Here is a 22,954-nt window from a genome sequence, read left to right as displayed (position 1 = left end):
GCTCTCGCACCGGCGATACTTGGCCGCCGGGGTTCTTTACTGCCGCCCCCGGCGCGCATGCGCGGTTCTTACCGCATTTCCTCGGCCGGAGTTACGCCAAGAATACCAAGACCTGCGGAAATAACAACGGTCACGGCCCGGACAAGCGCGATTTTGGACTGGCTTGTGACCGGATCGTCCTCTTGCAGGAAGCGCAGAGCGGGTTCGTCATTGCCCCGGTTCCACAGCGCGTGAAGTTCCGACGCCAGATCATAGAGATAGAACGCGACGCGGTGGGGTTCGTTACTGCGCCCGGCGATCTCGACGAGGCGCGGCCATTCGGCCAGTTTGCGCGCAACGCTGAGTTCGGCCTCGTGGGTCAGGGTCCCGAGCGCGGCAGCGGAGAGCGTGGCATCGTCCACGTCGATCCCCGCCTCGCGCGCCTTGCGCAGAACCGAGTTCACCCGCGCATTGGCGTATTGGACGTAAAAGACCGGGTTATCCTTGGATTGTTCAAGCACCTTGTCGAAATCGAAATCCAGGGGCGCGTCGTTCTTGCGGGTCAGCATGACGAAACGGGTCACATCAGGGCCGACCTGATCGACCACGTCGCGCAGTGTCACGAAGGTGCCTGCGCGCTTGGACATCTTGAAGGGCTCGCCGTTTTTGTAGAGCTTCACGAGCTGGCAGAGCTTGATGTCAAGCGGCACACGCCCGTCGGTCAGTGCCGAAACAGCCGCTTTCATGCGTTTGACATAGCCCCCGTGATCAGCGCCGAACACGTCGATCAACAGATCGAAACCACGCTGCACCTTGTCGTAGTGATAGGCGATGTCGGGCGCGAAATAGGTCCAGCTGCCGTCCGATTTCTTGACCGGGCGATCCACGTCGTCGCCATGCTCGGTCGAGCGGAACAAGGTCTGCTGGCGCGGCTCCCAATCTTCGGGCGTCTTGCCCTTTGGCGGTTCAAGCACGCCTTCATAGATAAGGCCCTTGTCTTCCAGCGCCTTCAGCGCCTCTTCGATCAAGCCGGTGCCGTAAAGCGATTTTTCCGAAAAGAACACGTCCATCTCGACGCCGAGCGCCTTCAGGTCCTCGCGGATGAGTTCCATCATCGCTTCGGTGGCAAAGCTGCACACTTTGGCCAGCCAGACCGCTTCGGGCTGGTCGACATAGGCGTCGCCGACCTGATTTTTCAGCGCCTCGCCCACGGCGATCAGGTAGTCGCCAGGATAGGTCCCGTCCTCAAAGGCGACGGCCTTTCCGTGCGCTTCAAGGTAGCGCAGGTAAACCGAGCGCGCCAGCACATCGACCTGCGCGCCACCATCATTGATGTAATATTCCCGCGTGACCCTGTAGCCCGCGAAATCCAGCAGGCTGGCCAGCGCATCGCCAAAGACCGCGCCGCGCGTATGGCCCACATGAAGCGGCCCGGTCGGATTGGCGCTGACATATTCGACATTCACGGATTTACCTGCGCCAAGGGTCGAGCGCCCGAAATCGGCGCCCTTTTGCAGGGCCTCGCGCAGGACCGCGTGCCAGACGCCATCCGCCAGCCGCAGGTTAAGAAAGCCCGGCCCGGCCACTTCGGCGCTGTTGATGCGCGGATCGCCCGACAGCTGCGTGGCCAGGGCCTCGGCGATATCGCGTGGTTTCAGACCGGCGGGCTTGGCCAGCACCATGGCGGCGTTGGTGGCCATGTCGCCATGCGCCGGATCGCGGGGGGGTTCGACAGTGACATTCGCGAAATCGAGCCCGGCGGGCAAACTGCTCTCGGCTTCGAGCGCGGCCAGCGCCTCGAGGACCAGCGCGTGGATTTCGGTGAACAAATTCATCAGATCATTCCTTTTGCGTCGGGCGCCGGTTTACCACCGCAGCGGCGCGCGTCAATCGCAACGCGCCTGAAGCGGCAGCAACGCCCCGCCGACCGCCCTGCCCCGCGCCCCGCACAGAAACATTGACGCGGCGATCAGATCTTTTTCGGCCACGCTTTCACTGCGCGATGCGGGCAGGCGCAAAGCATTCACCCGGATACCGCGCGCGCCCAGCTTGCCCTGCAGCGTTCCGGGCAGGGCCGACAAGGCCTGGTCAAACAATTGCCGGTCGACGCCCGCCAGCGCATTGGGCGCAGCGAATAGCGTCAGAACGCTGCCCTGCCCTGCGCGCAGCGCACCGGCCAGATCCCGCGTCAGCGCCGGAATTGCGCCGATCGTGGCGCCGATGCGTTCGGGGTGGCGCAACGGTTGCAGATGGATCAGCGCCGCTAGGGGTTCATCGGCCCATATCTCGCCAAGGCGGCGGCAAAGGTCGGGGCGCAGCGGGTCAAGCGCCAGGGGTTCGATCTGGTCGCGCGCCAAGGTCGCAATCTCGATGATGCGCGCCTCGTCGCGATCCACCAGCACCACGCGCGCGCCCGCAGCACAGAATGCGTGACCCAGGGCCACGCCCTGTTCACAGCCTGCTGCAGCGATCAGAACGGTCTGACCAGAAAATTCACGTCCAGGCACCAAAGGCACTCATATCCCACCAACCGGCAAATCGTTAACATCGCACGGCGCCGGGATCAACTTTCACCATTCACCGCGCCTGTGGTTCCGTTCGCCGCGCCGCCATTCCTTGCATCCTCGCTTTTGGTGGGTGCAAAGGACAAAAGCTGAATGCCAGTGGTCTTGCGCGGGGCCTCGCCGGCCTGAATCAGGCGCAGGCCGCTGCCCTCTTCATATTCGGCGAGAGGGATCGCATCGGGATTGCGCGCGCTCCAGGCCTCGAAATCGAAATCCTCGGAAAGACCGGTTTTGCGCACGCTCCAGCCCTCGTTCATCTTGCTGGCGATCTCGTAATAGGTGAGTTCGCCCGCAATGGCGCGCCCGCCAAGCGTGGCGGGTAGCGCGTGACGGCGGCTTTCCTGCTTGGCGCGCTTGATCTGGAACACGCTCTCGCGCCCGAATTCAGGCGCAAGGTCGGTGGCGACCAGAGTGTTGTAGGCATCGTTGTCGCTGACCGCCAGAACCTGTCCGAAGCTCATGATCTCGACACCATGTTCGGCCGCTTCAGACAGGATGTCGCCGAAGAAGACCGGCAGCCCGGCCTCGCGCGCCGAGCGCAACCGCGAGCGGTTGGCGTCGGCGATCAGCACCGGCACGTCAAGATCGTGCAGCGCCTCGGCAAAGGCGACCGCAAAGCGCGAACCGCCCACGAAGATCACGCCGGGGATAGCCGCCCCAGCCAGCCCGAGCGCCCGCGCCATCGGCCTCAGTGAAAACCCGTGCAGCACCACAGTCGCCGCCACAAGCGCAAAGGCCAGCGGTGTCAGCAGCGCCGCATCCTCGATGCCCGAGGCCACCAGCCGTTCGGCAAAAAGCCCCGCGACCGCCACCAGAACCACGCCGCGCGGCCCGGTAAAGCCCACCAGAAGCCGCTCACGGATCGGCAGCGAAGTCCCCAGAAGCGAAATCAGCACGGTCAGCGGGCGCACCAGCAGCACCACCACACCGACAAAGGCCGCTGCGCGCCAGTCCAGCATCGCCAGAGTCTCGAATTTCATGTTCGCGGCCAGCAGGATGAACACCCCCGACACCAGCAGGATCGTGGCATGTTCCTTGAAGCGGCGCAGCTCGGTATAGCTGGGCAGATCGGCATTGGCGATCCAGATGCCCATCACCGTCACCGCCAGCAGCCCGCTTTCATGCAGCACCGAATCCGACAGCGCGAAAACCCCCAGAAGCAGCGCGAAGAGAACCGGCACCTTCATGAATTCGGGCACCCATGCGCGGCGGAAGGATTCCGCGATGATCCAGCCCCCGGCAACCCCCAGCCCCGAGGCCAGCACGATGCCGCGCGTGATGTCCCATGCTGCAACGCCCATGGTCTCGGCGGTGTTGAGCACCAGCACCACCTCGAAGGCCAGCACCGCCGCCAGAGCGCCGATCGGATCGTTGACGATCGCCTCCCATTGCAACAGCTGCGCAGGGCGACGTTTCAGGCGCGCCTGGCGCAGCAGCGGCGCGATCACCGTGGGGCCGGTCACGATCATGATGCCGCCGAACACCGCCGAAGAGGCCCATCCCAGCCCCGCCACATAATGCAGCGCCAGCGACGAGAAGAGCCAGCCAATCGGCGCACCCAGAAAGACCAGCCGTTTTACCCCCTCGGCGGCCCCCCGAAGGCTGTGCACGCTCAGGGTCATGCCGCCCTCAAAGAGGATGATCGCCACCGCAAGCGAGATCATCGGCCCCATCAGCGGCCCGATATCGCGTGCCGGGTCAAAGAAACCCAGGACCGGACCGACCAACAGGCCCGCGAGCAGCATCAGCACGATTGCGGGCATGCGCAGCCGCCAAGCCACCCACTGCGCCCCGACGCCAAGCGCGCCGATCAGCGCGAAACTGATCACCGGGCTCAAGGCTCCGTCAGTCAAGGTTACCATTGCCATGACTCAAGCGCCTCCCCATGCCCCTGCCCCGCCGGGACCACCCAAGAGCCGCGCATGCTGTTGCAGCGCGAAACGGTCAGTCATTCCGGCGATGTAATCACCGACCAGCCGGGCCAGCGCAGTCCGGTCCTGCGCGGCCTCGACATCCTTGCGCCAACGGTCCGGCAGGTGGTCGGGTTTTTCAAGATAGAAAGGGAACAACTCCTCGACCACACAGGTCACCTTGGCGCGCATCGCCATCACCGAGGGCGCGCGATACATGCGGGTAAAAAGAAAACCGCGGATCTGCTGCAGCTCCGTCCACATCGTATCGGAGAAACGGATCACCGGGCGGCCCAGATGACGCACTTCATTCGCAGTGTTGGGCGCGATATCGACCAACGCCCGCCGCGAGGTCTCGATCACGTCGCCCACCATCACCCCGAACACCCGGCGCAGCGCCTCATGGCGGCGGCGATACGGGTCGAGGCCGGGATATTTGCGATCCACTTCGGCGTAGCAATCGGCGATGACCGGCAGGGCCTCGATCTCGGTCTCGTCGAAGAGGCGCGCGCGCAGCCCGTCATGCAGATCGTGGTTGTTATAGGCCACGTCATCGGCCAATGCGGCGACCTGCGCCTCGGCGCTGGCATGGGTGTGCAGTTCCAGATCGTGGCGCGCATCGTAATCGGCCAGCGCATAGGGCAGCACACCGGTAACCGGGCCATTATGCTTGGCGATCCCTTCCAGCGTGTCCCAGGTCAGGTTCAGCCCGTCGAATTCGGCATAGTGACGTTCCAGAGCGGTCACGATCCGCACGGCCTGCGCATTGTGATCAAACCCGCCATAGGGCTGCATCATCGCATTCAGGGCATCCTCGCCGGTATGGCCGAAGGGCGTGTGCCCCAGATCATGCGCCAGCGCCACCGCCTCGGTCAGTTCCTGGTTGAGACCAAGCGCCCCGGCGATGGTACGCGCCACCTGCGCGACCTCGATCGAATGGGTCAGCCGGGTGCGGAAATAATCGCCCTCATGCTCGACGAACACCTGCGTCTTGTGTTTCAAACGTCGGAAGGCGCTGGAATGGATGATACGGTCGCGGTCGCGCTGATAACAGGAGCGGAACGCGCTTTCATCCTCGGCCACGAGGCGACCGCGCGTGCGCGCCGGATCCGAGGCATAGGGCATTTGCATGTCGGCTATCCTTGTCGCCTGTTTCCGCAACCCATATATTGCAAAGCGCGAGACAACGGAACCGTCAGGAGATCGTCATGCAATTGCCCCCGAAAGTGACCGAGCGCGCCTTTGCCCGGCTGGCCGAGATCGGCGCGGGCGATCAGGGTCAGGCCCTGCGCATTGCCGTCGAGGGTGGCGGCTGTTCGGGATTTCAATATGACATCCGGCTGGATCAGCCCGCCGAGGACGACCTGATCCTTGAAGGCGGCGGGCAGAAAGTTGTCGTGGACAGTGTCTCGTTGCCGTTCCTCGAGGGGGCGGTGATCGACTTTTCCGAAGAACTGATCGGCGCGCGGTTCACGATCGAAAATCCCAATGTCAGCAGTTCCTGCGGGTGCGGCACGTCGTTTGCAATGTAGGCGGCCGGTTACGCGGGAGTTCTGATCCTCATGCGGCCTGATTTCAAGGCGAATGCCCGAAGGCTCTCTTGCCATGCGGCCCGTGCTGCGCGATAGAGTCCGCGCAGCCAAGGGGGACGCGCCGACATGAAGATCGCCAGTTTCAACATCAACGGCATCAAGGCCCGCGCGCAGGCGCTGCTGGATTGGCTGGACGAGGCGCAGCCCGATGTGGCGCTGCTGCAGGAGATCAAGTCGATCGACGCGAACTTCCCCCGCGAGATGCTGGAGGATCGCGGCTATCGTGTGGAAACCCATGGTCAGAAGGGTTTCAACGGCGTGGCGATCCTGTCGAAACTTCCGCTCGAGGATGTCACGCGCGGGCTGCCCGGCGACGAAAGCGACGAACAGGCGCGCTGGATCGAGGCCACGGTGATCGGCGATCACGTCGCGCTTCGGGTCTGCGGGCTGTATCTGCCCAATGGAAACCCCGCGCCGGGGCCGAAATACGACTACAAACTTGCGTGGATGGCGCGGCTCAAGCATCGCGCCGAAGAGCTGTTGCACAGCGAAGAGCCGTTCCTGATGGCCGGCGATTACAACATCATCCCCCAGGACGAGGATGCCAAGCGCCCCGAAGCCTGGGCCAAGGATGCGCTGGCCCTGCCCGAAAGCCGCGCGGCCTATCGCCGGATCCTGAATCTTGGCTTTACCGAAGCCTTCCGCGCCCGCCATCAAGGCTCTGGGCACTATACGTTCTGGGATTACCAGGCCGGTGCGTGGAATCGCGATGACGGCATCCGCATCGACCATTTTCTGCTCAGCCCGCAGGCCGCCGACCTGTTGAGCGATTGCCAGATCGACAAGGAGGTGCGCGGGCGCGAGAAGCCCTCGGATCACGTTCCGATCTGGATCACGCTCGAAGACGAAGCGTGAGTCGCGCGGATCAGGCCCGCGCGTCTGCGGTCACGTCATGACCGTGAATCCACTCGAACTGGCGCAGCATGCGCTCGGGCGCCAGCGTGCCGCCAAGGCGCATCGCCGAATGGGCGGCCCATCTGAGCGGCTTGAAGGACAGGTGATATTTCCAGGCATTGCCATTGGCGGCCTCGACGATCCGCCGGGTCCGGTTGCGGCGCCGGGCCTGGTAGGCGGCCAGCCTGCCCTCGGCTGCGCCGCCCTGCCCTGCGAGCGTATCCGCCAGCACCCAGGCATCCTCGAGCGCCATGCAGGCACCTTGCGCCATGAAGGGCAAGGTGGGATGCGCTGCATCCCCCATGATGGCCACGCCGCCGCCATGCCAGGAAGCCGCGACCGGGTGGCGAAAGAGCCCCCAGAGATTCACCCGTTCGACCCGTGCCAGCAATTCGCGCGCCTCGGGGCAGAAATCACCGAAAGCGGCTTGCATCGCCAGCGGGTCGTCTTCCTGTGACCAGCTTTCGGCGGCCCAGGCGGCGCGCTCCTGCACGGCGACGATATTGCGCATCCGCCCGTCGCGCAGCGGATAGCTGACCAGATGGCGGTGCGGCCCCATGTAGACCCGCGCCTCGGCGGGTTGCGATCCGTCCTCGGCAATCACCGCTCGCCAGGCCACCTGGCGGGTGAAGAACGGCGCGACACGGCCGTTCAGGGCCTCGCGGGCCTTGGAATGCAGGCCGTCCGCGCCGATCACCAGATCCGCCGAAAGCGAGGCGCCATTGGCAAGATCGACGCGCGGGCGCGTGTCCGGCGTCACTGATGCGACCTTCTGCAACAGGCGCAGCCTGACGCCCGCAGCCCGCGCGCCTTCGGCCAGGATGTCAATCAGGTCGGCGCGGTGGACAAAGAAATAATCCGACAATCCGTGTCGCGCCAGATCGAGCCGCACCACACGGCGACCGCTATAATCATTCAGACATACCGCGCCCGCCCCGATCGAGCGCGCCTTGATCGCATCTCCAAGACCGAGCGCCTTGAGCACCACGAAACCATTGGGGCTGATCTGAAGCCCGGCGCCCACCTCGGTGATCTCGGGGGCCTGCTCCATCACGGTCACATCCGCGCCGCGCAGCGCCAACGCCCGTGCCGCCGCCAGCCCGCCGATCCCCGCACCGATCACAAGTATGTTCATCCCAGACAGACTCATGGCGTTGTCATGGAATGAAAAACGCCGGAGCGAAAGCCCCGGCGTCTGTAAATCGATGAATTCTTGTCAGGAACGATATCAATCGTCGCGATGAACCTTCTCGCGCCGCTCATGGCGCTCCTGAGCCTCGAGCGTCATGGTGGCGATGGGGCGCGCATCAAGGCGCTTCAGACTGATCTGCTCGCCGGTCACTTCGCAATAGCCGTATTCGCCATTCTCGATTCGCCGCAGCGCCGCGTCGATCTTTGTCACAAGCTTGCGCTGCCGGTCGCGGGTGCGCAATTCCAGCGCGCGATCGGTTTCCTCGCTGGCACGGTCGGCGACATCGGGAATGGCGCGCGTGCCATCCTGAAGCCCCTCGATCGTGTCGCGGCTGTCTTCCAGAAGATCGTTCTTCCAGTTGACCAGTTTTCTGCGAAAATATTCCAGTTGCCGCTCATTCATGAACGGTTCATCTTCGGCCGGTCGGTAATCCTCGGGCAGAAAGACTTCGGCTTTCATCGTGCTTCCCTCATCCAGGCCAACGTCTGGCATCGTAATCTCCTCAGATCGTGGCGCACCCTCGGCGCAGGGATTACACCCCGAGAATAGGAATGTCACTAGGCAATCACGCTGCATTGATGTGTTTTGCCGATCGGCTTAATGTGCAAAATTCAGCCGCAGACCAGATCGGAAAAAGGATTGAAAACGATATGAAATTCGAGGGGACGGACTCCTATGTCGCGACCGGCGACCTGACCGTGGCCGTGAACGCGGCGGTGACTCTGGAGCGACCGCTGCTGGTCAAGGGCGAACCGGGCACGGGCAAGACCGAACTTGCCCGGCAGGTGGCGCAGGGTCTGGACCTGAAGATGATCGAGTGGAACATCAAATCCACTACCAAGGCGCAGCAGGGGCTTTATGAATACGACGCGGTCTCGCGGCTGCGCGACAGCCAGCTGGGCGATGAACGGGTCCATGACGTGAGCAATTACATCCGCAAGGGCAAGCTCTGGCAGGCCTTCGAGGCGGATGAAAAGATGGTCCTGCTGATCGACGAAATCGACAAGGCGGATATCGAATTTCCGAATGACCTCTTGCAGGAACTCGACCGGATGGAGTTCCACGTCTACGAAACCGGCCAGACGGTGCGCGCGCGCCACCGCCCGATCGTGATCATCACCTCGAACAATGAAAAGGAACTGCCAGACGCGTTCCTGCGGCGCTGTTTCTTCCATTACATCCGCTTTCCCGATCTCGAGACGATGAAACGGATCGTCGATGTCCATCATCCGGGCATCAAGGAGCAGCTTCTGACCACGGCGCTGACGCAGTTCTACGACATCCGCGATCAGTCAGGCCTGAAGAAGAAGCCCTCGACTTCGGAGGTGCTGGACTGGCTGAAACTGCTGCTGGCCGAGGATCTTGATGCCGATGATCTCAAGCGGTATGGCGCCGATGCGCTGCCCAGATTGCACGGTGCGCTTTTGAAAAACGAACAGGACGTGCATCTTTTCGAGCGTCTCGCCTTCATGGCGCGGCGATCCCGTTAACCCAGGCGAGACCCTTCATGGCTTTGTTTCCACGGCACTTCCTGCAACACCTCGCCCGGGGTGCCGTGGCGCGTGAAGCCGGTCATAGTTTTGCCCCCAAGCTTCCTTACCCACGACAGCAAGCCCGTGTCAGTTGTCCGCAATCCCCCGGCGGCTTCACGTCGCACGGAGGCCATGTCGCGCGGACAGGTTCTGCCCGCGTGCCATCGAGTGTGAGTTCAATAGGTATCGGGGGACATATGCGCCGCATCGTTCTGTTTGCAAGTTTTCTGCTGGGGGCCTGTGCGCCCGGCCCGTCCAGTGAAATGCCGTCACGCGCGGCAACACATGAATCCAGCACAATGCCGGCGATGAAGTCATTCACCGCGCCGCGTCCCATGCCGGTCCTGCGTTCAAATCGTGACATCCAGCGCGATTTCATGGATCTGAGTTTCCAGTTGGAATCGGGCCGTAACCTGCCTTATTTCACCCGTTTCGAACAGCCCATCACGGTGCGCGTGACCGGTGCGCCGCCGCCCACGCTCATTCCTGATCTCAACCGTTTGCTGCATCGCCTGCGCAGCGAGGCCGGTATCGACATCAGCCGCGTGCAATCGGGTGGTGACGCCAATATCACCATCGAGGCAGTGACACGGAGCGATATTCGCCGCTACCTGCCCAAGGCGGCCTGTTTCGTGGTGCCCAACATATCGCGTCTTTCGCAATACCGCGCCGCCCGCCTGAGCCGCGCCACCAACTGGAGTATGCTGACCAAGCGCGAACGGCTGGCGGTCTTCATCCCCAACGATTCTTCGCCGCAGGAAGTGCGCGACTGCCTGCACGAGGAGGTCGCGCAGGCGCTCGGGCCGTTGAACGATCTTTACCGGTTGCCGGATTCCGTCTTCAACGATGACAATGTGCATGCGGTGCTGACCGGGTTCGATATGCTGATCCTGCGCGCCTTTTATGCGCCCGAACTGCGGTCGGGCATGACGCGCGCGCAGGTGGCTGCGCGCCTGCCGGGGATCCTGTCCCGCCTCAATCCGGCCGGTGATTCACGCGCTGCGCAATATCCCGGTTCGACGCCGCGCGCATGGATTGACGCCATCCAGACCGCCCTCGGACCCGGCGCGCGCCCCGCGCAACGCCGCGAGGCCGCGCGCGAGGCGGTGCATATCGCTCAGGTCATGGGATGGCAGGACCATCGCCGCGCCTTCAGCCATTTTGCCCTTGGCAGGCTGTCGCAATCGGTTGACGCTGATCTGGCGCAGCAGCAATTCCTGATCGCCGATCAATTTTACGAGCGCAGCCCCGGCACCCAGTTGCACCGCGCTTACGCAGCGTCTCAGCTTGCCGCCTATTCGCTGAGCCAAGGGCGGGGCGCCGAGGCGCTGTTGCTGGTCAATCCCTACCTCGCCATAGCCGAACAGCACGAGAACGCCGCGCTTCTGGCCTCGCTCATGATGTTGCGCGCCGAGGCGCTGGACATGACCGGCCGCGTCGCCGAAGCGCAGGCGGTTCGTCTGGACAGTCTGGGCTGGGCACGTTACGGGTTCGGAGCGGATTGGGCGGTGCGCGCGAAATTGCGCGAGGTTACGATGCTCAGCCCGCTGAAGGGATCGAACAGGTAGTGCAGGCAAATGATCGTCATTCTGGGAGCCATCCTCGGCGCCGTCACCGGCACAATGATCGCCAAGCGCCGCAAGGGGCGCCTGGCCGACATCCTGCAATATGCCTTCGTCTATGCGCTGGTCTTCGCGCTGGCGGGTCTGTTCATCACTCTGATCGTCCACCGCTCCTCGATCTGAGGGGGCGCGCATGTTCCTGCCCTTCTTCGATAATCTGCGCAAGGCCGGCGTTCCGGTCAGCCTGCGCGAGTACCTGACCTTCCTCGAGGCGATGAGCGCCGATCTGGTCACCTACGATCTGGAGGGATTCTATTACCTCGCCCGCAGCGCGATGGTGAAGGACGAGCGCATGATCGACCGTTTCGACCGCGCCTTCGCCGCCAGTTTCGAGGGGCTCGAGGCGCTTTCGGCCCAGGATGTGCTGGATGCCGTCGATCTGCCAGCCGACTGGCTGGAGAAACTGGCCGAAAAGCACCTGAGCGAGGAAGAGAAAGCCGAGATCGAGGCGCTTGGCGGCTTTGACAAGTTGATGGAGACGCTCAAGGAGCGGCTGCGCGAACAGCAAAAGCGCCATCAGGGCGGCAACAAGTGGATCGGCACCGCGGGCACCTCGCCCTTCGGCGCGCATGGCTACAACCCCGAGGGCGTGCGCATCGGTCAGGACAAGTCGCGCCACCAGCGCGCCGTCAAGGTCTGGGACAAGCGCGAGTTCCGTAACCTCGACGACAGCGTCGAGCTGGGCACGCGCAACATCAAGATCGCGCTCAAGCGGTTGCGCCAATGGGCGCGCGACGGGGCGCATGACGAACTGGACCTCGATGGCACGATCCGCGCCACCGCCGAACATGGCTATCTTGACGTGCAGACCCGCCCCGAGCGGCGCAACGCCATCAAGGTGCTGCTGTTTCTCGATGTGGGCGGGTCGATGGACCCGCATATCAAGGTGGTCGAGGAGCTGTTCAGCGCCGCGCGCGCCGAATTCAAGCATCTGGAATACTACTATTTCCACAACTGCCTCTATGAGGGCGTGTGGCGCGACAATAACCGCCGCTGGGATGCGCAGACACCGACATGGGATGTGCTGCACACCTATGGATCGGATTACAAATGCATCTTCGTGGGCGACGCCAGCATGAGTCCCTACGAGGTCGCCTATCCGGGCGGTGCCAACGAGCACTGGAACCCCGAGGCAGGGCAGGTCTGGCTGGAGCGCGCCCGCGCGCAATGGCCCGCCCATGTCTGGATCAACCCGGTCCCCGAAAGGCAATGGGGCTATACGCATTCGACCCGCATGATCGCCGACATCTTCGAAGGGCGCATGATGCCGATGACCCTGCAAGGGATTGATCGCGGCATGCGCGAATTGCTGCGTTAGGCACGCGCGCCGCGCAGGCGCGCATGTGTCAGTTTCCGATCAGGGCCGGCACGATGGTGACGATACCGGGGAAGAACCACAGGAGTCCCAGCCCCATCACCTGAATCAGCACGAAAGGCACCACGCCGCGATAGATATGGCCCGTCGTGACCTCCTTGGGCGCGACCCCTCGCAGATAGAACAGCGCAAAGCCGAATGGTGGCGTGAGGAAGCTCGTCTGCAGGTTCACCGCGATCATGATCGTCACCCATTTGGGATCGAAGGTGCCGCCATAAATCACCGGCCCGACGATCGGGATCACGATGTAGATGATCTCCAGGAAATCCAGCACGAACCCCAGGATGAACAGCACCAGCATCACGATCAGGAAAACCTTGTACTCGTTGTCGAAGCTGCGCAGGAATTGCTGGATGTAATGCTCGCCCCCGAACGAGATCACCACGAGGTTCAGCAATTGCGAACCGATCAGGATGGTGAACACCATCGATGTCACCTTGGCGGTTTCGCGCACGACAGGCGTCAGAATCCCGCCCGTGAATAGCACCCAGCAAGAATACAGCAGCCCGAACACCGCATAGAGATACGCGGCATAGGCGCCAATGAAGGCGAACCAGCTTTCCATCGGCACGTCACCGCGCGAGATCCGCAGATCGAAATTGATGCCCAGCAGGATCGCCACCACGATGGCGAAGGTGGACCAGATGATCACCATGCCGGAACGGTCCAGATCCTTCAGCCGGCGATAGGCCGCCAGCATGATCGCCCCGCCCGCACCAAGCGCCGCGGCCGGTGTCGGGTTGGTGATGCCGCCCAGGATCGACCCCAGCACGGCGACGATCAGAACGAGCGGCGGAAAGACCACGCGGATCATGTCGTTTTGCGCCAGCCGCCCCGCGGCATGAACACAGCCATAGAACGCCAGCGCATAGGGAATGGCCAGGATCACCAGCGACGCGCCCGAACTGGTCGAGGGCGCGATCAGCAGGATATCGGCCAGAAGGGCCAGAACCACCCCGAGCGCCCCGATCAGCAGCGGTTTGGCCGGCGCCGACGGCATCACCCCGCGCGCCAATGCCAGCACCAGCGCAGAGAGCAGCAGTATCGTGGCGACGCCGGTGCCGATGGGCGCGGCGTTGGCCTCTTTTTCGGCGACGCGCTCGGCGATTTCCTCGGGGGTCAGGCGATGGCTCTCATCCACTCCGCCTGACTCGTCGATTGCCTGTTGCTGCGCGACCGACTCGTCCCAGGCGGCCTGCCCGTGCAACTCGATCATCGCGGCCTTGCAATCGTCGCTCACATTGGTGCGCAGCGCGGCCCCCTCGCCACGGTCGGTGAAGGTGTCGACCTGGAGGCTTTGAGAGCCGATGATCCCCACCTGCGCCAGCAATAGCAACCCGGCGATCAGCGCGACAGGCACACCGAGGAACCAGGTGAAGGCCTCGTTGCGGGTGATGACTTCGGCATTGGTGCTGCCAAGCTCCACCGCCGGGGCGCGCTTGGGATTGAACAGCGCGTAGCCAAATGCATAGAGCGCATAGAGCAGCGCCAGCAGGATCCCCGGCAAAAGCGCGGCCTGGAACAGCGTGCCCACGGATACCACAGCAGGTTCGCCCAGATAGGTCAGCGCATCCCCGCAGCCCGCCGCCTGGGCGCGCGCCTCCTGCGAGGTGGCATAAAGATCGCCCGCCAGCGTCCCCAGCAGGACGATCACGATCGAGGGCGGGATAATTTGCCCCAGCGTGCCGCTGGCGGCAATAACGCCGGTCGCGATCTCGGGGCTGTAATTGTTGCGCAGCATGGTGGGCAGCGACAGGAGGCCCATGGTCACCACAGTAGCGCCCACGATCCCGGTCGAGGCCGCAAGGAACGCGCCCACGACGACCACCGACACCGCAAGACCGCCTGGCAGTGGCCCGAACACACGCGCCATCGTTGTCAACAGGTCGTTCGCGATCTTCGAGCGTTCCAGCGTGATACCCATCATCACGAACATCAGCACGGCCAGCAGGGTCTCGATCGACTGGCCGGCCAACACACGCTCGTTGATGCGGTTGACGATGAAACTGACATTGCGGTCCAGCGCCACTTCCCAGCCACGCGGGAAGACGGATTCACCCAGCCTGGGCAGGTCGGGGTATCGGAACACCGATATGGCGTCGGGTTTGACCCCGCTCGCCACCAATGCGCGATAGGCGTCGCTGGCGGTGTCGACACTTTGATGGATCAGCAGTCCGGCACTGTCCAGGGCGGCGATGATCGCAAAGGATATCACCCCTGCGCCGCCGATGGCAAAGGCCACCGGAAAGCCCGAAAGAATCCCGCCAAAGAGGCAGAGGAAGACGATGATTAGCCCGATCTCGACGCCATCAAGTCCGAATAGCATGGTGTCCTGCCCTTTTAATGCGTGCCTTCATAGGCTTCTTCGCCGTCGCCAAGATTGTCCTTGTCGAGATACCTGTTTTCGCTCTCCTCGCCTTCCTTCCACTCCAGATAGGAGCGGTAGAAAAACGCGATCGCATGAAGGAAAATCATCGCGGCGAACCCCACCAGAAGAACCTTGAACAGGAAATAGCCGTTGAATCCGTTGGGCGAGAAGCCGATGGTTTCGACATTCCAGCGCATCGCGCGGGATTTCATCAACAGCCGGTCCAGGCCCTCACTGGCCGAGGGCTTGGGCACGATCAGATGCCGCCACATGAAGAACCAGCCGTAGAGCCAGATCAGCACCGCCATCGGCAGCATGAAGAACAGCGAGCCGAACATGTCGATCATCTTCTTGGTGCGAAAGCGCACAGCGGAATAGATCAGATCGACGCGCACATGCGAGCCCTGCACGAAGGTGTAGGTGGCACAGAGTGAGACAACCATCGCGTTGTAAAGTTTCAACTCCTCTGACCACCAGCTGATATCCAGATCGATCGGGATTCCCAGCCCGATGACGATGTCGGGTCGCGCGAAGATTCGCTGAACGAAGACGATAATGATCTGTTGCACCACCATCAGCAGCCCGGCCCAGGCAAAGAACCGCCCCACCGTGTTCGCGAAGCCTTCGAGCACGCGCACATAGGCCCACATCACACTGTTGCGCCACAGGCCGATACCCGTAGCCACAAGGAATGCGGTGAACACGACATAAAAGAACTCGACCGATCCGCCATAGTAGACGAAGCGCATCACCGCTTCCTTGTCGGACCAATTCAGCCACAGGGCCGGATGCGAGATCGCATAGCCCAGATTGTAGAATGCCATGGCGATGTTCTGAAAGAACACCATGATCCCGCCGCCAAGCGCGGACAGGACATCAAGGATCGTCATACTCGTATCTTGCTGCATGGTCCCCTCGCACGGAGTCTGCCTTGAATTCGCGCCTGCGGCCCACATGCTGTGGTTTCATTGGCGCCGTTTCAGCAGAGTCCAGACTTGCGCCCCCGGCCGCATGACCGGGGGCGCAGATTGCCGACAGGTGGATTACATCGCTTCCAGGACGCGGTTCCGCTGAGCCGTATAGGCCCCTTGCGAACGGCTGATCCAGGCGGCCGACTTCTTCATCGACGCCATGTAGCTGTCATAGACTTCCTTGTAGAGCGGATCGTCCAGATGCTGGCGGACCACCTCAACCGAATTGGTGCCGAAGGCATCCCAGACCTCGTCGGGGAATTTCATGATCTTGACGCCACCCGACTGCAGACGCTCGAGCGCCGCCGAGTTGTTGGCCATGAACTGCGACATGCTCCAGATATTCGCGGCCGCGCAGACATTTTCGACCGCGGCCTGCTGCGCGGGCGTGAACGAGTCGAACACCTCGCGGTTAAAGGCCAGCGACAGGTTCGGCCCGGATTCATGGAAGCCGGCGGTGTAATAGGTCTTGGTGATTTCCTGGAAACCGGCCTTCTCGTCGGCCCAGGGGCCGATCCACTCGGTCCCGTCGATCGCACCCGACGCCAGCGCCTGGTAGACTTCGGAGCCGGGAAGGTTCTGCACCGAAGCGCCGAGACGGCCAAGAACTTCGCCACCCTGGCCGGGCATGCGGAATTTCAGGCCCTCGAAATCGGCGGGCGAGTTGATTTCCTTGTTGAACCAGCCACCCGATTGCGGGCCGGTATTGCCTGCAGCGAATGTCTTGAGGCCGAAGATCTCGGACACCTGATCCTGAAGTTCGCGGCCACCGTCATGATAATACCAGTTGCTGAATTCCTGGAAGGTCATACCGAACGGGATGTTCGAGAAGAACGCCAGTGCCGGGTGCTGCCCAAGGAAATAGTAGTCTACGCCATGATAGATGTCAGCCTGACCGGCCGAAACCGCGTCGAACACCTCGAATGCCCCGACCAGCTCGCCACCGGCCTTCAGGTCGACGGTCAATTGTCCGTCGGTCGCGGCGGTGATGTTGTCAGCGCAGTATTGCGCGGCGTCATGCACACCCGCCAGCCCACGGCCCCAGGTGGTGACGAGCGTCAGCGTGCGTTTGCCCTGTGCATATGCAGGTGCCGCCAGCGCCGTCGCGGCCGCTGCCGATCCGCCCAGAGCGGAATTCTTCAAGAATGAACGACGGTCCATGTGTTATCCTCCCATTACAACATACATCCATAGCGGGCAGACTGCCCGCCAGCTGGATCATTCCGAGTGACAGGACGCTACAGTGACGCAAAGCCGTTGGAAATACCTACTTTTGCGTAGAAACGGCCCCAAGGGGCGCGAAAACGGCGGCGAAAGCGCGCAGCGCTGGCCATTCCGGCGCGCTGCCAAGGCGCAGCTGCGCAACATCTACCCGTTGCGCGGCGGCGCGGGCGGCTGGCGCTTTGGCCAGCGGCTGAATTACGGGCAGAAACTATTTCTGATCACCGCCCTGCCCTTTCTGGCCGCCGCGGTGCTGGTCTCGGTGCTGGTGACGCTTCAATCCCGCCAGCTGGCCGAGCGCGAAATCCATCAGCTTGAACGCCAGCTGATCGAGGCCAAGCGCGCCGAGCTGAAGAACTACATCTCGATAGCGCGCAATGCCGTGATCAATGTCTATGGCCGCGCCGCGCCCGATGACGAGGCAGCCAAGCTTCTGGTCACTCAGACGCTTTCGGCGATGCTCTATGGGCAGGACGGATATTTTTTCGTCTATGACTACGCTGGCAACAACCTTGTCAGCCCGCGCGAAACCGATCTGATCGGCGCCAACTGGCGCGGGCTCACGGACCCCAACGGGATCGCCATCACCGACGAACTGATCCGCCTCGCGCGTTCGGGCGGGGGCTATCACAGCTATGACTGGCCCAAGCCCTCGACCGGGGAAATCGCGCGCATGATCACCTATGTGATCGGCTTTCAGGATTGGCGGTGGGCCGTGGGAACCGGGGTGTTCGTGGATGACGTGCTGGCCACGGTCGCCGCCGCGCGCGATCAGGTCGAGGCCCGCGTCGAGCGCACGTTCCTTTATATAGGGGCGATCACGCTGGCAGCGCTGCTTCTGGTCTTTGGCAGCGGGCTGTTGATCACCATCCGCGAGCGCCGCCTGGCCGATGCCAAGCTCAAGAAGCTGACGCAGCGCGTCTTTGACGCCCAGGAGGAGGAGCGCGGCCGCGTCGCGCGCGAATTGCATGACGGGATCAGCCAGATCCTGGTCGGCGTGCGCTATGCGCTGGATATCGCCAAGCGGCGCCTGGTCAGCGGCGATGCGCGCGCACAAGGCGACCTGGATCGCGGCATCTCGCATCTGTCCGGCGCGATCAACGAGGTCCGCCGCATCAGCCGTGATCTGCGCCCCGGCGCGCTGGACGATCTGGGGCTTGGCCCCGCGCTCAAGGCCCTGATCGAGGATTTCGGTCAGCGCACCGGGGTTGCCACCGAATTTGACACCGTGGTGTTCCGCAACCGGCTGGACGACGAGGCCAAGATCGCGCTTTACCGCGTCGCCCAGGAGGCGCTGACCAATATCGAGCGCCATTCGCGCGCCAGCACCGTGTCCATCGCCCTGCGCGGTCACAGCCGCGGCGCCACCCTGCGCATCACCGATGACGGCCAGGGGATCGAAGCCACCCGCAGCGCGCCCTCGACCGGCGCGGGCCTGGGCCTGCGCAACATGCAGGAACGGGTCGAGCAACTGGACGGCAGCTTGCGGATTCTCTCGGCCAATAGCGGCACGGTGATTGAAGCCACCGTCCCCTTGACGCATCTTCTGCCGCCAGAAGACCGCTCCGATTCGAACACGAAGGCCAACGCATGAGCAATCGCCCCGCACTGATCCGTATCGCCGTGGTCGACGATCACCCCATGATCGCCGAAGGCATCCAGGCGATCCTTGAAAGCTACGATGATGTCGAGGTCATCGCGACGCTGGCAAATGGTACCGATATCATCGAACAGGTGGAAACCCTGGCCCCCGACGTGATCCTGCTCGATCTCAACATGCCGGGGATCGGCGGGCTTTCGACAACCGAGATCATCCTGGAACGCCGCCCCGAAACGCGCATCCTGATCCTGTCAATGCATGACAGCCCCGAATATATCTCCTCGGCGCTCAGCCACGGTGCGGTGGGATATGTGCTCAAGGACGTGCCCACAGACGAGATCAAACGCGCCATCGACGCGGTGATGTCCGGTCAGCGTTATCTGTGCACCGGCGCGCGGGGTTCGCTTGAACCCTATCAGGACCCGGCTCGCGAACAATTGACCAACCGCGAACAGACAATCCTGTTGCAACTGGCGCAGGGGCGCTCCAACCGCGAGGTCGCCGCCGCGCTGGATATCTCGGTGCGCACGGTGGAAACCCATCGCAAGAACCTCAAGCGCAAACTGGGCATCAGTTCCACCGCCGGTCTGACCCGGTATGCGCTGGAACATGGCGTCCTTCAGGGCGGCACCCGCGTCAGCCTCTGACAGCCGTTAAAGTTGGCCGATTACGGCGTGACGGGCATCTTGCGCAACAAATGCAAAGATTCACCCCCGGCCCGCGACATGTTTTCGCCGAATTGCGGTTGACGCCCCCAGCCCCCCGACCTAATGTCCCGCGCACGCAGCATAGGAGTCGCCTCGAATGGCAACGCTTGTAGGCATTGTAGGAAAATGGCGCATGGGCCGGTAACGGACACCATAACGGTACCCCATGCGCCCCCGCCAATTCGGGGGCTTTTTTGTGCGTGAAACAATGAATGACGTCATGAACGGAGCAATGCGATGACACGTCAGATGACCGGAGCGAAAATGGTGGTTCAGGCCCTCAAGGATCAGGGCGTGGACGTCGTATTCGGATACCCCGGCGGCGCGGTGCTACCGATTTATGACGAGATCTTTCAGCAGAATGACATCCGTCACGTCCTGGTGCGTCACGAACAGGGGGCGGTTCACGCCGCCGAGGGCTATGCCCGCTCGACCGGGCGGCCCGGCGTGGCGCTTGTCACCTCGGGACCCGGTGCAACCAACGCGGTGACCGGGCTGACCGACGCGCTGATGGATTCGATTCCGATCGTCGTTCTGTCCGGCCAGGTCCCGACCTTCATGATCGGCAACGACGCCTTTCAGGAGGCCGATACCGTCGGCATCACCCGCCCCTGCACCAAGCATAACTGGCTGGTCAGTGACACGAAGAACCTGGCGGACACGATCCATCAGGCCTTTCACGTGGCGACCTCGGGCCGTCCCGGCCCGGTGCTGGTGGACCTGCCCAAGGACGTGCAGTTCGCCAGCGCCGATTACGTGCCGCCGCAAAAGGCGCGCACCGCGCATTACCAGCCGCAGGTCAAGGGCGACATGGCCGCGATCACCGAACTGGTCGAGGCGCTGGAAGTGGCCGAGCGGCCTATCCTCTATACCGGTGGCGGGGTGATCAACTCGGGCAACGCCGCCAGCCAGCTTCTGCGCGAGCTGGTCGAGGCCAGCGGCGTGCCCATCACCTCGACCCTGATGGGGCTTGGCGCCTATCCGGCCAATGGCGACAAATGGCTGGGGATGCTGGGCATGCATGGGCTCTACGAGGCCAACATGGCGATGCATGACTGCGACCTCATGATCAATATCGGAGCGCGCTTCGATGACCGGATCACCGGGCGGGTGGACGCGTTCAGCCCACATTCGAAGAAAGCCCATATCGATATCGATCCCAGCTCGATCAACAAGGTGATCAAGACCGACATCCCGATCGTCGGGGACGTGGCGCATGTGCTCGAAGACGTGCTCAAGGTCTGGAAATCGCGCGGCCGCAAGACGAACCGCGAGGGTTTGCAGAAATGGTGGGCGCAGATCGACGCATGGCGCAAGGTCGATTGCCTCGCCTTCAAACAGACCGGCAAGGCGATCAAGCCGCAATACGCGCTGCAACGGCTCGAAGAGCTGACCAAGGATTATGACCGTTATATCTGCACCGAGGTCGGCCAGCATCAGATGTGGGCCGCACAATATCTGGGCTTCAACGAACCCAACCGCTGGATGACCAGCGGCGGGCTTGGCACGATGGGATATGGTTTCCCGGCCTCGATCGGCGTGCAGATGGCGCATCCCGACGCGCTGGTGATCAATGTCGCGGGCGAGGCGTCGTGGTTGATGAACATGCAGGAAATGGGCACCGCGGTGCAGTTCCGCCTGCCCGTGAAGCAGTTCATCATGAATAACGAGCGCCTCGGCATGGTGCGGCAATGGCAGGAATTGCTGCATGGCGAGCGCTATTCGCATTCCTGGTCCGAGGCCCTGCCCGATTTCGTCAAGCTGGCCGAGGCCTTTGGCGCCAAGGGCATCCTGTGCAAGGATCCCGCCGATCTGGATGATGCGATCATGGAAATGATCAATCATGACGGGCCGGTGATCTTCGACTGCCTCGTTGAAAAGCACGAGAACTGCTTCCCGATGATCCCGTCGGGCGAGCCGCATAACAGCATGCTTCTGGGCGAGGCCAGCACCAAGGGCGCCATCAAGGAAGGCGGCGCGGTGCTGGTTTGACGCCAGCGCTGCGGCTCTGGCGCCCGCCTCATGGCCGGGCGCCGGTTTCTGAATGCGCGACAAGAACAAGGAATGACTCACATGTCGGCTCTGAAAATCAAGAAAGGCTCATCCAAGCATTCGGCCTATAACCTGCGGCCGCAATTCTCGGACGAGGTGGAATCCCATACGCTGGCGGTGATCGTCGACAACGAACCGGGCGTTCTGGCGCGCGTGATCGGGCTGTTCTCGGGGCGGGGTTACAATATCGACAGCCTCACCGTGGCCGAGGTGGACCATACCGGCCATATGAGCCGCATCACCATCGTCACCACCGGCACCCCGCAGGTGATCGAACAGATCAAGGCGCAACTGGGGCGGATCGTGCCGGTTCACGAGGTGCATGACCTTACCGCCGAAGGCCGCTCGGTCGAACGCGAACTGGCCTTGCTCAAGGTGCAGGGCAGCGGCGACAAACGTGTCGAGGCGCTGCGCCTGGCGGATATCTTTCGCGCCAGCGTCGTGGACAGCACGCTTGACAGCTTCGTTTTCGAGCTGACCGGCACCCCTGAGAAGATCGACGCCTTCGCCGATCTGATGCGCCCGCTGGGCCTCAACGAGATCGCGCGCACCGGTGTTGCCGCCCTGCCCCGTGGCCGCCTCGAAGACAGCTGACCCCGTTCAGCCGGACGGTGCACCCGACCCGTCGATCGCGCGGTCCGGCGCCTCCGCTGTCAGGCCTGCGCTCCGCTGCGCGTCGCAAACGAAATGACATTAGACAGTTCCGGAGCGGCGCTGCCACTCGGCTCGCGTTCATTCATGCAAGACTGCTGCGTTTCCATGCGGTCTGTCAGCGAGCGGGCCAACAACGGATAGGCCTGGCTGTCGACGATGCGGGCATTGCGCGCCCGTCGAAACGCGCTCTCGGGATCAAGTTCGAATGCAATCACGTCGCCATGCGCGATATCAGCTTCAACAAGCCCGTCGTCTTCAGGTGCCAGTAACGCGAGATCGCCATGATCCTCGCACCAGATGACCGCTGTCTTGAGCCGACGATCAGACCATAATACTACGCCATACATATCATACCCCTTGACATACCTCACAAAGAAGGCGCGTCCTTACCTTTCAAATGGCCACGCCTTGCACACTGACACAACGTGACAACTGGGGTCACGAGAATCGGAATTTGATTCGATTTCGCGTCACAACCCTGCGATGCTAACAGCAAACAATATTTACCTCTAGAGTTGTGCTTTGGCATTTCTTGGCGACCTGTCAGATCGTTCCGCTCCACGGAACATGTGCCTGATGAACCGTGCCATTGATCATGAGACCCCATCCGCCCCGAGCCCGCGGAACTGCGCGGTGTTCGGGCAGAACCTGCCCTACCTCAGCAAGGCACATAGCGCGCCAAAGCGGGCTCGTGGGCGAAGATGACATTCCGTCGCTCCAT

At 62.7% G+C, this 22,954-nt stretch carries 20 protein-coding genes; 10 read left to right on the top strand and 10 right to left on the bottom strand.

Annotated features, from left to right (window positions below; translation table 11 throughout):
* Nucleotides 1-68 precede the first annotated feature (68 nt).
* The 4 genes from argS to N5A93_RS01370 are packed head-to-tail and all read right to left on the bottom strand — an operon-like array spanning nt 69 to nt 5,584.
* Entirely contained in the window at nt 69-1,814 is a 1,746-nt protein-coding gene (gene argS / locus N5A93_RS01385; RefSeq protein ID WP_268953261.1) for an arginine--tRNA ligase, read from the bottom strand.
* A 51-nt stretch (nt 1,815-1,865) separates the two neighbouring features.
* Nucleotides 1,866-2,486, bottom strand: a complete 621-nt coding sequence (locus N5A93_RS01380; RefSeq protein ID WP_268953260.1) for an SDR family oxidoreductase — start codon at nt 2,484-2,486, stop codon at nt 1,866-1,868.
* A gap of 56 nt (nt 2,487-2,542) precedes the next feature.
* A complete protein-coding gene (locus N5A93_RS01375) occupies nt 2,543-4,405 on the bottom strand; it encodes a cation:proton antiporter (RefSeq protein ID WP_372921145.1) in 1,863 nt (620 codons plus the stop codon).
* Between the two features lie 9 nt (nt 4,406-4,414).
* Entirely contained in the window at nt 4,415-5,584 is a 1,170-nt protein-coding gene (locus N5A93_RS01370; RefSeq protein ID WP_268953258.1) for a deoxyguanosinetriphosphate triphosphohydrolase, read from the bottom strand.
* A gap of 77 nt (nt 5,585-5,661) precedes the next feature.
* Here N5A93_RS01370 and N5A93_RS01365 point away from each other — a divergent pair, with 77 nt between their 5' ends.
* Together N5A93_RS01365 and xth are read left to right on the top strand one after the other, a co-directional pair.
* Complete coding sequence (locus N5A93_RS01365; protein ID WP_268953257.1) at nt 5,662-5,985, top strand: HesB/IscA family protein; 324 nt, start codon at nt 5,662-5,664, stop codon at nt 5,983-5,985.
* Nucleotides 5,986-6,111: 126 nt separating this feature from the next.
* Nucleotides 6,112-6,900, top strand: a complete 789-nt coding sequence (gene xth / locus N5A93_RS01360) for an exodeoxyribonuclease III (RefSeq protein ID WP_268953256.1) — start codon at nt 6,112-6,114, stop codon at nt 6,898-6,900.
* A gap of 10 nt (nt 6,901-6,910) precedes the next feature.
* Here the strand turns inward: xth and N5A93_RS01355 are convergent, their stop codons facing one another.
* Both N5A93_RS01355 and dksA read right to left on the bottom strand, forming a co-directional pair.
* Complete coding sequence (locus N5A93_RS01355) at nt 6,911-8,089, bottom strand: FAD-dependent monooxygenase (protein ID WP_268953255.1); 1,179 nt, start codon at nt 8,087-8,089, stop codon at nt 6,911-6,913.
* A gap of 78 nt (nt 8,090-8,167) precedes the next feature.
* Nucleotides 8,168-8,623 carry an RNA polymerase-binding protein DksA gene (gene dksA, locus N5A93_RS01350; protein ID WP_268953254.1) on the bottom strand — a complete coding sequence of 152 codons (456 nt, stop codon included), beginning with the start codon at nt 8,621-8,623 and terminating at the stop codon, nt 8,168-8,170.
* Nucleotides 8,624-8,781: 158 nt separating this feature from the next.
* Between dksA and N5A93_RS01345 the strand changes: the two genes are divergently transcribed.
* The 4 genes from N5A93_RS01345 to N5A93_RS01330 all read left to right on the top strand — a co-directional run bounded on the left by N5A93_RS01345 (nt 8,782) and on the right by N5A93_RS01330 (nt 12,603).
* A complete protein-coding gene (locus N5A93_RS01345) occupies nt 8,782-9,621 on the top strand; it encodes an AAA family ATPase (protein ID WP_268953253.1) in 840 nt (279 codons plus the stop codon).
* 239 nt (nt 9,622-9,860) lie between these two features.
* Nucleotides 9,861-11,231 (top strand): DUF2927 domain-containing protein, encoded by a 1,371-nt coding sequence (locus N5A93_RS01340; RefSeq protein WP_268953252.1) that lies wholly within the window; start codon nt 9,861-9,863, stop codon nt 11,229-11,231.
* Nucleotides 11,232-11,240: 9 nt separating this feature from the next.
* Complete coding sequence (locus tag N5A93_RS01335) at nt 11,241-11,408, top strand: hypothetical protein (RefSeq protein ID WP_268953251.1); 168 nt, start codon at nt 11,241-11,243, stop codon at nt 11,406-11,408.
* 10 nt (nt 11,409-11,418) lie between these two features.
* Nucleotides 11,419-12,603, top strand: coding sequence for a vWA domain-containing protein (locus N5A93_RS01330; RefSeq protein ID WP_268953250.1), 1,185 nt, complete (start codon nt 11,419-11,421; stop codon nt 12,601-12,603).
* A 28-nt stretch (nt 12,604-12,631) separates the two neighbouring features.
* On the opposite strand, the gene N5A93_RS01325 is transcribed toward N5A93_RS01330, so the two are convergent.
* From N5A93_RS01325 to N5A93_RS01315, 3 genes are all read right to left on the bottom strand, one after another.
* On the bottom strand, nt 12,632-14,986 hold the full coding sequence (locus N5A93_RS01325; RefSeq protein ID WP_268953249.1) for a TRAP transporter large permease subunit: 2,355 nt from the start codon (nt 14,984-14,986) through the stop codon (nt 12,632-12,634).
* A 14-nt stretch (nt 14,987-15,000) separates the two neighbouring features.
* Nucleotides 15,001-15,936 carry a TRAP transporter small permease subunit gene (locus tag N5A93_RS01320; RefSeq protein WP_268953248.1) on the bottom strand — a complete coding sequence of 312 codons (936 nt, stop codon included), beginning with the start codon at nt 15,934-15,936 and terminating at the stop codon, nt 15,001-15,003.
* 135 nt (nt 15,937-16,071) lie between these two features.
* The gene (locus tag N5A93_RS01315; RefSeq protein ID WP_268953247.1) at nt 16,072-17,160 is read right to left on the bottom strand and encodes a TRAP transporter substrate-binding protein; all 1,089 of its coding nucleotides are present in this window, start codon (nt 17,158-17,160) and stop codon (nt 16,072-16,074) included.
* 253 nt (nt 17,161-17,413) lie between these two features.
* Here N5A93_RS01315 and N5A93_RS01310 point away from each other — a divergent pair, with 253 nt between their 5' ends.
* From N5A93_RS01310 to ilvN, 4 genes are all read left to right on the top strand, one after another.
* The gene (locus N5A93_RS01310; RefSeq protein WP_268953495.1) at nt 17,414-18,814 is read left to right on the top strand and encodes a cache domain-containing protein; all 1,401 of its coding nucleotides are present in this window, start codon (nt 17,414-17,416) and stop codon (nt 18,812-18,814) included.
* Nucleotides 18,811-19,467, top strand: a complete 657-nt coding sequence (locus N5A93_RS01305; protein WP_268953246.1) for a response regulator transcription factor — start codon at nt 18,811-18,813, stop codon at nt 19,465-19,467. Before N5A93_RS01310 ends, N5A93_RS01305 begins: the two co-directional genes overlap by 4 nt.
* A gap of 297 nt (nt 19,468-19,764) precedes the next feature.
* Complete coding sequence (locus N5A93_RS01300) at nt 19,765-21,519, top strand: acetolactate synthase 3 large subunit (RefSeq protein WP_268953245.1); 1,755 nt, start codon at nt 19,765-19,767, stop codon at nt 21,517-21,519.
* A gap of 81 nt (nt 21,520-21,600) precedes the next feature.
* Entirely contained in the window at nt 21,601-22,173 is a 573-nt protein-coding gene (ilvN, locus tag N5A93_RS01295) for an acetolactate synthase small subunit (protein ID WP_268953244.1), read from the top strand.
* A gap of 59 nt (nt 22,174-22,232) precedes the next feature.
* On the opposite strand, the gene N5A93_RS01290 is transcribed toward ilvN, so the two are convergent.
* Nucleotides 22,233-22,580, bottom strand: a complete 348-nt coding sequence (locus tag N5A93_RS01290) for a hypothetical protein (RefSeq protein WP_268953243.1) — start codon at nt 22,578-22,580, stop codon at nt 22,233-22,235.
* Nucleotides 22,581-22,954 lie beyond the last annotated feature (374 nt).

This window comes from Roseovarius salincola (genome assembly GCF_026891095.1).
Taxonomy (GTDB): Bacteria; Pseudomonadota; Alphaproteobacteria; order Rhodobacterales; family Rhodobacteraceae; genus Roseovarius; species Roseovarius salincola.
This window is presented reverse-complemented; position numbering and strand designations above follow the sequence as displayed.